Source organism: Paenibacillus aurantius (assembly GCF_032268605.1).
Classification (GTDB): domain Bacteria; phylum Bacillota; class Bacilli; order Paenibacillales; family NBRC-103111; genus Paenibacillus_AO; species Paenibacillus_AO aurantius.
In genome coordinates, this window is record NZ_CP130318.1 from 1,104,524 (window position 1) to 1,118,000 (window position 13,477).

Here is a 13,477-nt window from a genome sequence, read left to right on the forward strand (position 1 = left end):
GAAGCAAGGATGGCTCCTTCTCTTCTTCACCTAAGAAGACCAGTCCGGCAGTCGGACTGGTCTTTTGTTATGCCCGCCGGCCGAGGTCTTGGCCGCCGGCGGCTAAGACCTCCCGGAAATGGGTAAACCTTACTTAGTGCCTTATCTGCGCAAATGGAAAGGAGGATGAATCGATGTCCAATCAATCTAGCGGCGGTCAGCCGCCAACCGGCGCGGATCACTTCAGCCGCTCGGGCTTTATCTTTGCCGCCATAGGCAGCGCGGTCGGTCTGGGGAACATGTGGAAATTCCCTTATATTACGGGCAAATATGGCGGAGCCGCCTTCTTCCTGCTATTCGTTATTTTTCTAGTCTTGGTGGGACTGCCCGTCCTGCTTGCGGAAATGACCATCGGGCGGGGAGGCCGGGGGAGTGCCTACACCTCCTTCCGCAATCTGTCCAAGGTAAAGGTATGGGGGACTTTTGGATTTCTGGCGATTTTGGGGGCTTTTATGATTCTGTCCTTCTACGGGGTGGTGGCGGGCTGGACGCTTCATTACGCCTTCCTTTCCTTTACGGGCAGCCTATTCTCCAGCTCCGACTACGGGGGGACCTTCGCGTCCTTCAGCGGAAGCTATGTTCCGGTTTTCTGGCTTCTGGTCGTCATGGTTCTGACCGGCTGGGTCGTGGCAAGGGGCATATCGGGAGGCATTGAGAAGTTCAACAAAATTCTCATTCCCGCTCTTCTCGTCATTCTGCTTGTTCTGATGGGAAGGGCGTTGACGCTTCCGGGTGCCATGGAGGGGGTGCGCTTCTTCCTGAAGCCGGATTTCTCCAAGCTGACGGCGGAATCCGCCCTGGTTGCCCTTGGCCATGCCTTCTTCTCGCTTTCCCTTGGGATGGGAACCATGCTTACCTATGGGGCCTATGTCGACAGGCGGCAGTCGCTCGGCGGGGCGGCAGCGGCCATCGGTCTCGGGGATCTGTTCTATGCGCTGCTGGCCGGGATGATTATTTTCCCTACCTCAGCCGCGTTCGCCTTGAAGGCCGATCAGGGACCGAGCTTGATCTTCGTCGTGCTTCCGGCCGCCTTCGGGGCGATGCCGTACGGCACCTTCTTCGGCGGACTCTTCTTTGTTCTGCTGGCCATCGCGGCGCTCACCTCGGCGGTTTCTCTTCTCGAGGTGCCCGTAATCTACGCCATGGAAAAATGGAAGCTGGCCCGGACGAAGGCCGCCTGGGGCACAGCTGCCCTGATTTTTCTCGTGGGAATTCCATCCGCCCTGTCGGTTGGAGGGCCTCTAAGCAGATTCACCCTTGGGGGAAAAACCTACTTCGACCTGCTCGATTTCGCCGCCTCCAATGTCTTGCTCCCCGTCGGAGGACTGGTCGTTACCTTGTTCACGGGCTATGCCTGGAAGAAGGCGGGAGAAGAAGCCGGACTGACCGGGCCGCTTTACCGGATTTGGCTGTTTGTGCTGCGGTATGTGGCTCCGGTTATGATTCTTCTCATCTTTCTCTATTCCCTCGGCTTGTTCGGTTAACCTCTTAACCCGATTAATTTCGCGCCCCCAGGCACACTTCCGGGCATTGGCCCATAAGCTGTAGGAGAGACCGTTCAAGGAGGAGGAAAGAACCATGTACCCTTATTACGGGAACCCCTACACGGATGCTTACTACCGGCCGGCGCCGGATCCGAAGCTGGTTAACGACCTGGTTAAGGCGATTAACGGGGAATACAGCGCGATTGTCTGCTACAACCAGCTGGCTCAGCTTGCCCCATCCGAGAAAGAAAAGAAGCGGATTCTCGAAATCCGCGAGGACGAGGTCCGTCATTACCGGACCTTTACGGGGATCTATACGTCACTGACGGGTAGGCAGCCGAGCCCCCAGATGACGGAAGAGTGTGCCAAGCAGTACGCCAAAGGCCTTAGGACCGCGATAGAGGATGAGCAGGACACGGTTGATTTCTATCACGAAGTGGCAAACACCGCATCCGATCCTTACATCAGCGAGAGCTTTCGCCGCGCGGCGGCCGACGAGCAGAATCATGCGGTTTGGTTTCTTTACTTTTTGACGGGACGGCCTTCTTCTTAAGAAACCTGTTTCTTCCCGGCCTAATTGGCTTACATAACAGTAAGGGTCGAAAAAACGTCCAGCACCGTTAAGAAAGACGTTTGGCCGGGAACGGAAATGGGCAGGGAAATAAGGGGGAGAGGCCATGCTGGTCCAGAGAAGCAAGCTCACCACCAAAACCTTTCGCATTGTGGACAACGGGCTGGTCTATTCCACGAAGCGATGGCTTGAAAAGATGGAATACTTCATGCCCTTTGAAGAGTTGAGCAGCCGGAGGGTCGAATTCACCGTGTTTCCCAAAAAATCCTTCTTCGGGGCGCTGGCCTTCCTCGCCCTCTCCGCCGCGTTCTTTATGGTTTCCCTGTTCGGGCAAGGAATCGAACGGCCGGTTGGCCCGGGACTGGTTTGTCTCGGGGCGGCGGCGGTCTGCGGCTTCCTGTGCTGGCTGCATTACGACTCGTACATCCGCATAGGCGGGTTCGAGGGGAATCTGGACTTTTTTCACAGCAAGCCGAGCCGGGAGGAAACCGAGAAATTTATCGAACGGTTGAACCGCCAGAAAAAGACGTTTCTCGCCAAAAGGCTCACCCGCAGTCTGGAGGCTTCGACCGAAACCGTCACGCTTTCCGATGAGCTGTATAAACTGGCCAAGCTTGTCGAATACGGGGTGCTGACGCGGGAGGAATTCGCCCAGCTGAAGGCCCGTCTGACAAAATCCGCAGGGACAGAGCCGGCGGCTCCCGACATTCGGCATTGATGGTTGGAAGCGGCCGCTGCCCAGCAGGGCCGGGCCAACCAGGCGGCAGGACTCCCGAAGCGATTCGGGGGTTCTTTTGTTTTGGGCTTGCGGGTGTGGTATTATACCCGTGTAAACAGACACGTTCAGAAGGAGGAAAGCAGAATGGGCAAACACATCACCGATACGACGACACTGAACAATGGGGTTGCCATGCCATGGCTTGGCTTTGGAGTGTGGCAGGTAAAGGAAGGCAGCGAAGTCATCGACAGCGTGAAGCACGCGCTGAAGGCCGGCTACCGCAGCATTGATACCGCCGCCGTCTACGGCAATGAAGAAGGCGTTGGACAGGCGATCCGCGAGAGCGGAGTGGCCCGTGAGGAGCTTTTCGTCACCACGAAAGTATGGAATTCGGAGCAGGGCTACGAAAGCACCTTGAAGGCATTCGAGGAAAGCCGGAGCAAGCTTGGATTGGACTACATAGATCTTTACCTGATTCACTGGCCCGTTAAAGGCAAGTATAAGGAAACGTGGAAAGCGATGGAGCAGCTGTACAAGGAGAAGAAAGTACGGGCCATCGGCGTCAGCAATTTTCACGTCCATCATCTCGAGGACCTTCTGGCTGACTGCGAAGTGACGCCCGCTGTCGATCAGGTCGAGCTTCATCCGCTCTTGTCGCAGCGCGAGCTCCGCCAGTTCTGCCGGGACAAGGGCATTCAGATCGAGGCCTGGAGCCCGCTTATGCAGGGCAAAAAGTTCGATCACCCCGATCTGGTCGAGATCGCCGGCAAATATGGCAAATCGGTCGCCCAGATCATCCTGCGCTGGGATATTCAGAACGGAATCGTCACGATTCCGAAGTCGGTTACCGAGTCGCGGATAAACGAAAACGCGGACATCTTTAACTTCGAGCTGACTCAAGAGGACATCGCCAAAATCGATGCATTGAACGAGAACCAGCGTTTCGGAGCGGATCCGGACAATTTCAATTTCTAAAGGAAATCCTTCCCGGGCTTTGGTCATAGAGGACCCCTGGGACTGGAGACTCAGGCTGGACAACCCCCGCTTATTTAAAGCGGGGGTTGTTTTTTGTCTTTTAAGGACAGGCCCCCATGGGGAAACCTGACGTCTCAGCGGGAAACCACTCGATGGAGGCTTGTCGATTTGGATGTTTATGGTAAGGGAAAGTAAACTTCCTTCCGTTTCCCTGTTTGGTCCACCCGGTCGTGTGGTAAGTAACGGTAAAACAGGATACGTGGGGGGACAACCATGAAGCACGAGAAAGGAAAGGAAGAAGGGGCGGTCAAGAAGTCCGGGAAGAAGCCTCGCAAGAGGTCCTGGGTAGTCAGGCTGGCGGGATGGTCCCTGCTGGTTTTCTTGGTGATTGGACTGGCCGCAGGAGGATGGGCGGCTAACAAAGGATGGGCGATGTACCAGGCGACGGACATTTCCAAGCTGGATACGGATCCTCCTCGGTCCACCGTTATCTACGATAAGAACGGCGGAATCATGTCGGAGCTGACCAGCTCGCGTATGGAATACATACCGGTTTCCCAATTTCCCCGAACCATGAAAGATGCCATCGTGGCAGTGGAAGACAGCCGGTTCTATGAGCACCACGGACTAGACTTTCAAGGGCTGAGCCGGGCTCTTTATACGAATCTGAGAAACGGGGGAGTCGTGCAGGGGGGAAGCACCATTACCCAGCAGCTGGCCAAGACGATGCTGCTCAGCCCGGAGCAGACGCTCCAGCGGAAGATAAGCGAAGCCGCCGCCGCCTTGAAGATCGAACAAACTTATTCCAAGGATCAGATCATGGAGATGTACTTAAATCACATCTATTTCGGCCAGGGGGCCTGGGGGCTTCAACGGGCCGCTCAGGTATACTTCGGCAAAAATGCCGAAGAGCTGACCTTGGCTGAGTCGGCCCTCCTGGCCGGGCTTCCGAAAGCTCCGAACAGCTATTCACCCGTAGCCAATCCGCAAAAGGCCAAGGACCGGCGCAACCTGGTCTTAAGCCTTATGGCGCAGCAAGGCAAAATTACGGCGGAGGAAAGGGACAAGGCCCAGGCCGAGGAGATTCGGCTGGCGGAGAAATCGATTCTTGCCGAGTCCAATAAGTATCCTTCCTATGTGGATCATGTCATCAGTGAGGCCGTCAACAAATACAAGATGGACGAGCAGGAGGTTTTGTCCGCCGGTCTTAGAATTTACACCAATCTGGATCCCAAAGTGCAGGAAGCGGCGGAAGCGGTCTACAACGACCCGTCCTTCTTCCCTGAAGATATAGGCGGGCTGCAGAGCGCCATCGTTCTGCTGGATGCCAAAACCGGGGGAATCCGCGGACTGGTCGGAGCAAGAGGGACCGGAAGCCGCGAATACCGGAGCTTCAACTACGCCACGCAAAATGAACGGCAGCCCGGCTCGGCCATCAAGCCTATCGTGGTCTATGCCCCTGCCCTCCAGGCCGGCTTCAAGCCCCAGGATTTGATTAACGACGTGGAGACGGATTTCGGTAATTACAAGCCGAACAACTACGGGGAGAAATTCCACGGCTGGGTCACGGTAGAAGAAGCCCTCGCCCAGTCCTATAACGTTCCGGCCGTCGCCTTGATGAAGGAAGTAGGCATCGCGAAGGCGATGGACTTCGGAAGAAAGGCCGGCCTGCCCATTCTGGACAAGGACCGGGTATTCGGATTGGCGCTTGGCGGGATGACCCGGGGAACGAACCCGCTGGCCATGGCCCAGGCCTACACGATGTTCGCCAATGAAGGCAAGCTGTCCCAGGCCTATGCCATTACCAAAATCACCGACAGCCACGATAAGGTGCTTCATGAGGCCAAGCCGGTCGTGAAGGAGCTGCTCGACGCCAACACCGCCTTTACCATGACGGCCATGATGGAGAGGGTCGTCCAGGAAGGGACGGGAACGAACGCCAAAATGGACCGCCCGGTTGCCGGCAAGACAGGTACCGTGCAGCTGCCGAACGTAGCCGAGTTCCGCAATAAGAACGGCGAGGTCCTGGACGGCTCCAAGGATGCCTGGTTCGTCGGCTACACGCCGGAGCTGGTGGCCGCCGTATGGCTCGGGTACCCATCGACGAATAAGGAGCATTACCTCACGACGACGGGAGGCAAGCTTCCGGCCGCGCTGTTCCGCGAGGTGATGACCCGGGCACTGAAGGATGAACCGGTGACGGCCTTCCGCCAGCCTGACGGCTATGCCGTCGCCGGAGGAGAAATCAAGCGGATCAATGCCGAGGCGGGAATCCAATTCGCCGATGAGGGCGAATCCTACACCGAGCCGCGCGATAAGCGGCCAGCCGTGAAGACCGCTTCCGCGGGAAGGGAGCGGCAGGGGGATAAGCCGAAGGCGGCGGAGCCCGTACCCGTGGAAGAGAAAGCCGCGCAGCCGCCGGCGAAGGAGGCGAATGTGCCGGCTTCCGGCAGCGGGAAAGGAGAAGCCGGGGGCGCCGGTACCGGCGGAACCGCGGCAGGAGGAAGCGGCACGACGGCGGATAGTGGCGGTACGCCATCGGGCGGTACGGCTTCCGGCAGCGGTGCTTCGTCGGGCAGCGGCTCGACGGCGTCTGGAGGCAAGACACCGCAGGGCGGCACCACGACGAGCGGGGGAACCCCATCCGGCAGTGGAACGACATCCGCCGGTACGACAGGGGGCGGTACGGCGAACGGCGGGACCACGTCCGCTGGAACGACTAGCGGCACGACGACGAGCAGTACCGGAAGCGGCGGGGCGTCCACGCCGGCTCCGACGCAAGCTCCAGCGCCTGCCCCTACCCCGACGGCAGCTCCCAAGACCCAGGAAACCGCCAAGCCGGTCTCCTAACCCATCTGTCCACTTTCCCCGTATCGGGCTTTCGCCCGGTGCGGGGCTTTTTTTGTTGACCATTTCGTGGAAACCGATTCAATGGGGTGGAAAAGTTTACATAACGAAGGTAGAATAGACATAGAAATCGAACAAGCATTCGACACCCTCGACGCCAAAGACGAAATTGTAAACCAGGAGGGAAGCCCGGCGCATGTCTTTTCTTTTTGAACCCAAGCGGTATCCGGAATCACCCGGCTGCTACTTGATGAAAAGCTCCGACGGAAGAATTGTCTACGTGGGCAAGGCCAAAAATCTCCGCAACCGCCTTCGTTCTTATTTCCGGGGAAATCTCCCCAAGAAGAGAACCCGCCAGCTCGTCGCCGAAATTGCGGATATTGAGGTGGTGCTCGTTAACAACGAGTCGGAAAGCCTGCTGCTCGAGAATAACTTAATCAAGCAGTACAAGCCTTATTACAATCGGGCGCTCAAGAAGGACAACAGCGGGTATGCTTATCTTAAGCTGACGGACGAGCCGTATCCGCGTTTTGACGTCTACTACCGCAACCGCAAAGGAACGGCCCGGGAAAAGACGGACGCCGGGAGAGGAGGAGAGACCCGAAAGGGACGATCCGAGAAGCCCTATGCGGCCGAAATCCCGGGAGAGAGACGGTTCGGCCCCTATGCCAGCTCCCGGTTCCGCAATGCGCTCTTGGAATTTCTGGTGGATCACTACAAGATCCGTTCCTGCCGGTCTCTGCCGAAACGGGTCTGCCTTCTTTACCATATCGGCAAATGCAGCGGCATCTGCGAAGGCCGGATAAGCGATGAGGAGTATGCCCGCACGTTAGCCGCCGCTGCTTCCTTGCTGGAGAATCAGGGAGCCGGTCTGCTTCAAGAAATGAACCGGCAAATGGAGAGATATTCCGAGAACCTCGAATTCGAGAAGGCTAATAATATGCTTCACCACATCCGGCTCCTGGAGAAAACCTATGCGAAGCAAATCGTGGACCGGGAAGCCGCCATCGACCAGGATGTTCTCTATTTCGGTCGGGAAGAGGTCATGATCACCAAGCTGAGGGAAGGAATGGTGCGGGATTTTGTCCTGCTTGGCCTCGACAAGGGAGTGGAGCCGGACGAGGCCTGCGACCGTTTCCTTCTGGAGCAGTACAGGGGGAAGCAGCGTCCGGACGAGCTCATCGTCAACCGGCTCGGCAACCCGGCCGCCGTCCGCAAGGCCTTAAACGCCCTGCGAGGAGATAAAATCCGTCTAACCATTCCGAAACGGGGCTTAAAGTTCGAGCTGCTTCAGCTTAGCCGGCAAAACTACGAATACCGCGTATCCGGTGCAGCGGAAGCCGCCGCCTCCTCCGAGTGCCAGGCTCAAGCGTAAGGCAGCCCGGTCCCTTCCCGCGTTAAGCCGGCTTTTCCGAAGGCAGGTCTTTTTCCTAAGGAAAGCCCCCCGGGTCTTATCCGCTCCTCCCGCGCATAAGCTGGTTAGGGGCACCGGCCTGGCCCTTTATCCGGCCCATCCTGTTTCACTTGTTTGGTTGCCGGGTAAATAAGGCTATAGCTTGAAGTTCTGAGGAGGAGATTCAAATGGATAAAAAATACAAAAACGAAGACCTCAAAACCGTCGTAGAACATGAAATCAAGGACTCTTCCCATAAATCCAACCGCAATGTGCATGAGGTTATGAACGGAATGGCCCCGAATCTGGACGAGATGAAGCAGCTCGGCAAGGATATGGACGGGATGAAAACAAACAAGACCCTCAAGCAGGAAGGGCTCGTGCCCGACCCGCAGCAAGATGAGGAATACGAGCGTTAAGCCGTTTCCTCAACCGAACTTGTGATGAGGAGATAACGAAGGCGAAGCCCCCGGGCTTCGCCTTTTTTTTGCTGCCTCCGCTCCTTTTCCGTTGGGCTTACGGCTTGTTCGATCTTACGTCCGGGTGGGAACCCCGACTAAGGTCCAGTCCATAAACCGCCGAGGGTCCGTTTTGGCCGGCTTCCGTTTGCCCTACAATAAAGACATGAAGAAGAGAACACATCGGGAAAGGCGGTGAACGAATATGAAACTGAACGGAAAAAGCGGATTCGCCCTGGTCCTTATCGTCTGCGGCGCCTTGATCCTGTTTGACAAGTTCGCCTGGGGGCTCGGCCATCTGATGGGCCTTATCATTCCGGCAGCCATGCTGATCTTCGGCTACATCGGCTTGAAGAACGGGAAGAAAATCATCGGTCTCGCGCTGATGATTCTTGGAGGCATCATCCTCTTCGGCAAGCTGAGCGGACTGATCGGCCTGCTGATCGGCATTGGGATGATCGCCTACGGAATATCGGTACTTAGAAGCAGAGCGTATTAATTCGGGGAAGGGGACATAAAAGCATGAGCATACTTAAGCGGATGAGGGACATGACGGTCGCCACCCTCAACGACAAGCTGGAACGGTCGGAAGATCCCGTTCGGCTTATCGACAACTACCTGGCGCGGCAGCGGGAGCAGATCCGGGAATCGGAGAAGCTTCACTCCCAATGCTTCGGTCATGCCCAGTCCTTGCGCCAGCAGTACTTGACGGCGCTCGAGACGAAGAACAAGCGGGAGCAGCAAGCGCTCGTCGCCTTGAAGGCCGGCGAAGAAGAGGTGGCCCGCCTCGCTCTCCAGGAGAAGATAACGAACGAAGAAAAGAGCGTCCAGTATGGAGCTCTGTACGAGGAATGCAAGGCTCAGCTGCTGGAGCTCGAAGCGCAGCTAAAGGAACTGAAGGCGGAGTATACCGAAGTTGCCGCCAAGCGAAGCTATTACCAGGCGAGGATGGAAACGGTCCGTCTGCAGCAGCGGATGAACGAGCGGATGGCGGGAGCCGGTGCGGCGGGCACGCCCGGGATGTTTAACCGGCTCGAGGACAAAGTCTCCGCCTGGGAGCTCGAAGCCCGGTCGCTGCGGGACGTCCGCCGGATGACGCGGGAGGCCGCCTACGAAGCGGGAAGCGCTCTGCAATCCGCCCTTGAGGTGGAATTGAACAAGCTTCGCCAAAAACTGGAAAAGGAGTCCTGATGAAGTGATGACCAAACTGTACCGGTCCCGAAGAGACAGCAAGCTGTTCGGATTATGCGGCGGTCTTGCCGAGATGATTAACGTCGATGCGACGCTCCTGAGGCTCGTCTTCGTGGTAACGGCCTTCTTCTCGGCCGGCACCATGATCGCCATCTACATTATCGCGAGCCTGGTGATCCCGAAGGAGCCGGTGTTTAACGACCCCTTCTTCCCCTCCTCGCCCCCTGTCCCTTCCTATCCGATGGGCGGGACGACAACCTATACGAAAGCCCAGCCTGTTCAGCAGGCGGCCAAGGACGATCTGGACGAGATGATGAAATCCATTGAACAGAAAGCCATGAAGAAAGAACTGGAAGAGCTTCGCGCCAAGCTGGCCAAATACGAAAACGAAAAAGGAGAGGTATAACATGGGAGTATTTTCGCGGATTAAGGATATGACGAGAGCATCGGTTAACGAAGTGCTGGATAAGGTAGAGGACCCGATCATCATGCTGAACCAGTACCTGCGCGACATGGAGGAGGAAATCGCCCAGGCGGAGGTGACCGTCGCCAAGCAGATCGCCAACGAGCGCAAGCTGCAGCAGCACCTGCAGGAAACGGCCCGTCTGGCCGGCGACCGGGAAGCCCAGGCGGCTCAAGCCTTGAAGAACGGCCAGGAAGCCGCTGCCCGCCAGGCGCTTGAGGAGAAGCTGTACTACGACCAGAAGCTGGCCGAGTACACCGATATGCACGCCCAGTCCAAAGGCCAGGCCGAGGACCTGATGAAGCAGCTTCACGAAATGAAGGACGAATTCTACAAAATGCGCAACAAGCGCAACGAGCTGGTTTCCCGCGCCCAATTGGCGAAGGCTAAGCAGCAGATGGCCCAGGTTACGTACAACGGTGTTATCGGAGGCGGCCAGGCGGCCCGCGGCTTCCACCGCATGGAGGAGAAGATCATGCAGATGGAGGTTCAGGCCGAAATCGCCCGCGTTCCTTATACTCCGGGAAGTGCAGGCGGCTCCTACCAGCCGGTGGATACGGCCAAGCAGCAGAAGGTCGATGAGCAGCTGGAGCTGCTGAAGAGCAAGCTGGGAAGCGCGGCGCCGTCCGCACCGGAGCAAGGCCGGGAACCCGGATCCGAAGCTTGATCAAAGGAGCTGGGGCAGCAAGGGGAAGCCGGCCGGTAACCCGGCCGGGCCCCCTAAAATGCCTTTGAGCAGGCCGAAAAATTATGATATAGTTGGTTAGGATTAAGCCATAGGGCAAGCAACCCGCCTTTATGGCTTTTCCTTTGAGCAAGAACAGCCGACACGCCCGCAGGGAGGTGCGAGATGGACAACAGCCGAAACAACAGACAGCGGAATACGTATCTCCTCCTGATTGCGGCGGGTCTTTTCCTGCTGATCGAGAAAACGGTCGGCTTTTTTTCCATTATCGGGATCCTGCTCATTCTGCTTGGCATCCAGCGGATCCGGGGGAACTCGGACCGTAAGGGTTACGTCATTTTAGGAATAGGCTTACTGCTGGTGGCAGGGGAGCATTTTACCGTCATCCTCGCTCTTGTCCTCATAGCGGTCGGTTATTACTACTTGAAAACGAGAGATGTCCAGCCGGAGGGGCCGGCCTTGGAACGCAAGCATTTCATCCAGAGCGTCAAGCACGATCAGGATCCTTGGGTGCTTAGAAGCATGAGCTACAGCCATGTGGTGGGAGAGACCCGGCTGGACTTGTCGCTCGCCATCTTCGAGGAGAAGGAAGTGACCCTAGTCCTCCGGGGACTTGTCGGGGATATCGACGTCATCATTCCCGATGATGTGGGCGTGTGCGTCGAGGGCAGCATCCTCTTCGGCCAGCTGGATGTAGGCGCGGACAAAGGGGCCGGCGTTATGAACCGGCTCGATTGGCATTCCCCTAATTACGCCAGTGCCGAGAACCGGGTGAAACTGATCGTTTCTTTTATCGTAGGAGATATAGACATAAAAGTTTTATAGAGGACACGGCCCAGGCCGCCGCGCCCTGAAAGGAAGGAGGAACCGGGATGAACAAACGACTGACCAATATGATCTGGCGCAGCATGTGGGAGTCGTGCCTCCTGGGCCTCCTTCTTTTTGGCGTGGTGATTTACCTGCTGAATACCTATGGCATTCTGAAGCCGGTGGAGACCTGGCAGGAAGGCGTCAAAATCGGCCTTATGCTGCTGGTCGTCGTTTCCGGAATAGGCGCCGCCTACGGCTATTGGAACGGAAGCCGGACGAGCCGCCGGCTGGAGCAGCTGCGGGAAGGCATGCTGTACCTGGAGAAGGGAAGCTTCTCCCGGACGGTTCCCGAGCTGGGCGAGGATGAAATAGGCCGTCTCGGGGACCAGGTCAACCGGATCGGCAAGAAGTGGGAGGAACAGGTGACCTCCCTCCAGCGCTTGTCGAACAACAACGCGCAGCTTGCCGAGAAAGCCAAATATTCGGCCGTTGTCGAAGAGCGCCAAAGGCTGGCGCGGGACCTGCACGATGCCGTCAGCCAGCAGCTGTTCGCCATCTCCATGACCGCCACGGCCGTCGGCCGGACGCTGGACAAGGACTTCGAAAAGGCGCAGCGGCAAATTTTCCTCATCGAGGAGATGTCGTCGGTCGCCCAGTCGGAGATGAGGGCGCTTCTGCTTCATCTGCGCCCCGTCCATCTCGAGGGCAAGCGGCTCTCCCAAGGGCTTCGCGAGCTTCTTGTCGAGCTTCAGGCCAAGGTTCCGATCGAGATCGGCTGGGACATGGACGAGGAAATCCAGCTGCCGAAGGGAATCGAGGACCATCTGTTCCGTATCGTGCAGGAGGCGCTGTCTAATGCGCTGCGGCATTCCAAAGCCACGAAGATGGAGATCAAGCTGGTCCACCCGCCTGACGCGGTGCGTCTGACGATCCGCGACAATGGAGTAGGCTTCGTTCTCGATTCCGCCAAGCATGCTTCCTACGGGCTCGTGTCGATGCGAGAGCGGGTCAGCGAGATCGGGGGGACGATCAATATCGTCACGGCTCCCGAAAAGGGAACGAGAATTGAAATCCGGGTACCGCTTCTCGGCGGCCCAAGGGAGGAACGGTACGAGCATGGATGATATCAAGGTACTGCTTGTGGACGATCACGAAATGGTCCGAATCGGTCTGGCCGCCGTGCTGGGAACGGAGGAAGGCATCGAGGTGGTAGGAGAGGCGAGCAACGGGGCGGACGGCATCCGGCTCGCGCAGGAATACAAGCCGGACGTCGTCCTGATGGACCTGGTCATGGAGGGGATGGACGGGATTGAATCCACCCGGCGCCTCCTGCAAATCTGCCCGGAGTGCAAGGTCATCGTCCTGACTTCCTTCTTGGACGACGAGAAAATGTACCCGGTCATTGAAGCGGGAGCGTTCAGCTACCTGCTTAAGACGTCACGCGCCACCGAGATCGCCCAGGCGATCCGGGCGGCCGCCAAGGGCCAGCCCATCATCGAATCCCAGGTCGCTTCGAAGATGATGAACCGCTTCCGCCAGCCAAAGCCGTCCCAGCTTCCCCATGAGGAGCTGACGGAGAGGGAGATGGAGGTGCTTCGCCTTGTCGCTTCGGGCAAGTCTAACCAGGACGTGGCGGATGAGCTCTACATAGGCATCAAGACGGTCAAGTTTCATGTGACCAATATTTTGGCGAAGCTTGGCGTGGAGGACCGGACGCAGGCGGCCATCTACGCGTATCGGCACGGTCTCGTCGAGTAGGCATCTCTTTTTTTTCGCCAAAAAAATTAAGCGGCGACAAAACTTTTTCTTCGTTTTATACTATATTTGATAGATTGTCATTATA

General features: G+C 57.3%; 14 protein-coding genes. All 14 read left to right on the top strand.

Annotation, left to right across the window (positions count from 1 at the left end; translation table 11 throughout):
* The first annotated feature begins 173 nt into the window (after positions 1 to 173).
* The 14 genes from MJA45_RS05425 to MJA45_RS05490 all read left to right on the top strand — a co-directional run bounded on the left by MJA45_RS05425 (position 174) and on the right by MJA45_RS05490 (position 13,392).
* Positions 174 to 1,523 carry a sodium-dependent transporter gene (locus MJA45_RS05425; RefSeq protein ID WP_315606254.1) on the top strand — a complete coding sequence of 450 codons (1,350 nt, stop codon included), beginning with the start codon at positions 174 to 176 and terminating at the stop codon, positions 1,521 to 1,523.
* A gap of 94 nt (positions 1,524 to 1,617) precedes the next feature.
* On the top strand, positions 1,618 to 2,076 hold the full coding sequence (locus MJA45_RS05430) for a ferritin-like domain-containing protein (protein WP_315606255.1): 459 nt from the start codon (positions 1,618 to 1,620) through the stop codon (positions 2,074 to 2,076).
* 124 nt (positions 2,077 to 2,200) lie between these two features.
* On the top strand, positions 2,201 to 2,812 hold the full coding sequence (locus tag MJA45_RS05435; protein ID WP_315606256.1) for a hypothetical protein: 612 nt from the start codon (positions 2,201 to 2,203) through the stop codon (positions 2,810 to 2,812).
* 144 nt (positions 2,813 to 2,956) lie between these two features.
* Complete coding sequence (locus tag MJA45_RS05440) at positions 2,957 to 3,787, top strand: aldo/keto reductase (RefSeq protein WP_315606257.1); 831 nt, start codon at positions 2,957 to 2,959, stop codon at positions 3,785 to 3,787.
* A gap of 273 nt (positions 3,788 to 4,060) precedes the next feature.
* Positions 4,061 to 6,637, top strand: a complete 2,577-nt coding sequence (locus MJA45_RS05445) for a transglycosylase domain-containing protein (protein WP_315606258.1) — start codon at positions 4,061 to 4,063, stop codon at positions 6,635 to 6,637.
* Positions 6,638 to 6,830: 193 nt separating this feature from the next.
* Positions 6,831 to 8,009 (top strand): GIY-YIG nuclease family protein, encoded by a 1,179-nt coding sequence (locus MJA45_RS05450; protein ID WP_315606259.1) that lies wholly within the window; start codon positions 6,831 to 6,833, stop codon positions 8,007 to 8,009.
* Between the two features lie 206 nt (positions 8,010 to 8,215).
* The gene (locus tag MJA45_RS05455) at positions 8,216 to 8,446 is read left to right on the top strand and encodes a hypothetical protein (protein ID WP_315606260.1); all 231 of its coding nucleotides are present in this window, start codon (positions 8,216 to 8,218) and stop codon (positions 8,444 to 8,446) included.
* Positions 8,447 to 8,690: 244 nt separating this feature from the next.
* Positions 8,691 to 8,984, top strand: a complete 294-nt coding sequence (locus MJA45_RS05460) for a hypothetical protein (protein WP_315606261.1) — start codon at positions 8,691 to 8,693, stop codon at positions 8,982 to 8,984.
* Between the two features lie 23 nt (positions 8,985 to 9,007).
* On the top strand, positions 9,008 to 9,676 hold the full coding sequence (locus tag MJA45_RS05465; protein WP_315606262.1) for a PspA/IM30 family protein: 669 nt from the start codon (positions 9,008 to 9,010) through the stop codon (positions 9,674 to 9,676).
* Between the two features lie 7 nt (positions 9,677 to 9,683).
* Positions 9,684 to 10,082 (top strand): PspC domain-containing protein, encoded by a 399-nt coding sequence (locus MJA45_RS05470; protein ID WP_315607940.1) that lies wholly within the window; start codon positions 9,684 to 9,686, stop codon positions 10,080 to 10,082.
* Between the two features lies 1 nt (position 10,083).
* Complete coding sequence (locus MJA45_RS05475) at positions 10,084 to 10,806, top strand: PspA/IM30 family protein (protein ID WP_315606263.1); 723 nt, start codon at positions 10,084 to 10,086, stop codon at positions 10,804 to 10,806.
* A 183-nt stretch (positions 10,807 to 10,989) separates the two neighbouring features.
* Positions 10,990 to 11,649 (top strand): cell wall-active antibiotics response protein LiaF, encoded by a 660-nt coding sequence (liaF, locus tag MJA45_RS05480; RefSeq protein ID WP_315606264.1) that lies wholly within the window; start codon positions 10,990 to 10,992, stop codon positions 11,647 to 11,649.
* Positions 11,650 to 11,696: 47 nt separating this feature from the next.
* A complete protein-coding gene (locus MJA45_RS05485; RefSeq protein ID WP_315606265.1) occupies positions 11,697 to 12,758 on the top strand; it encodes a sensor histidine kinase in 1,062 nt (353 codons plus the stop codon).
* Positions 12,751 to 13,392: a response regulator transcription factor gene (locus MJA45_RS05490; RefSeq protein ID WP_315606266.1), complete on the top strand. Its 642-nt coding sequence runs from the start codon at positions 12,751 to 12,753 to the stop codon at positions 13,390 to 13,392. Before MJA45_RS05485 ends, MJA45_RS05490 begins: the two co-directional genes overlap by 8 nt.
* Positions 13,393 to 13,477 lie beyond the last annotated feature (85 nt).

Bases quoted from the DNA above. Each gene is read 5' to 3' on its own strand.
- MJA45_RS05425 (WP_315606254.1), top strand. From the start codon at position 174: ATGTCCAATCAATCTAGCGGCGGTCAGCCGCCAACCGGCGCGGATCAC.
- MJA45_RS05430 (WP_315606255.1), top strand. From the start codon at position 1,618: ATGTACCCTTATTACGGGAACCCCTACACGGATGCTTACTACCGGCCG.
- MJA45_RS05435 (WP_315606256.1), top strand. From the start codon at position 2,201: ATGCTGGTCCAGAGAAGCAAGCTCACCACCAAAACCTTTCGCATTGTG.
- MJA45_RS05440 (WP_315606257.1), top strand. From the start codon at position 2,957: ATGGGCAAACACATCACCGATACGACGACACTGAACAATGGGGTTGCC.
- MJA45_RS05445 (WP_315606258.1), top strand. From the start codon at position 4,061: ATGAAGCACGAGAAAGGAAAGGAAGAAGGGGCGGTCAAGAAGTCCGGG.
- MJA45_RS05450 (WP_315606259.1), top strand. From the start codon at position 6,831: ATGTCTTTTCTTTTTGAACCCAAGCGGTATCCGGAATCACCCGGCTGC.
- MJA45_RS05455 (WP_315606260.1), top strand. From the start codon at position 8,216: ATGGATAAAAAATACAAAAACGAAGACCTCAAAACCGTCGTAGAACAT.
- MJA45_RS05460 (WP_315606261.1), top strand. From the start codon at position 8,691: ATGAAACTGAACGGAAAAAGCGGATTCGCCCTGGTCCTTATCGTCTGC.
- MJA45_RS05465 (WP_315606262.1), top strand. From the start codon at position 9,008: ATGAGCATACTTAAGCGGATGAGGGACATGACGGTCGCCACCCTCAAC.
- MJA45_RS05470 (WP_315607940.1), top strand. From the start codon at position 9,684: ATGACCAAACTGTACCGGTCCCGAAGAGACAGCAAGCTGTTCGGATTA.
- MJA45_RS05475 (WP_315606263.1), top strand. From the start codon at position 10,084: ATGGGAGTATTTTCGCGGATTAAGGATATGACGAGAGCATCGGTTAAC.
- liaF (WP_315606264.1), top strand. From the start codon at position 10,990: ATGGACAACAGCCGAAACAACAGACAGCGGAATACGTATCTCCTCCTG.
- MJA45_RS05485 (WP_315606265.1), top strand. From the start codon at position 11,697: ATGAACAAACGACTGACCAATATGATCTGGCGCAGCATGTGGGAGTCG.
- MJA45_RS05490 (WP_315606266.1), top strand. From the start codon at position 12,751: ATGGATGATATCAAGGTACTGCTTGTGGACGATCACGAAATGGTCCGA.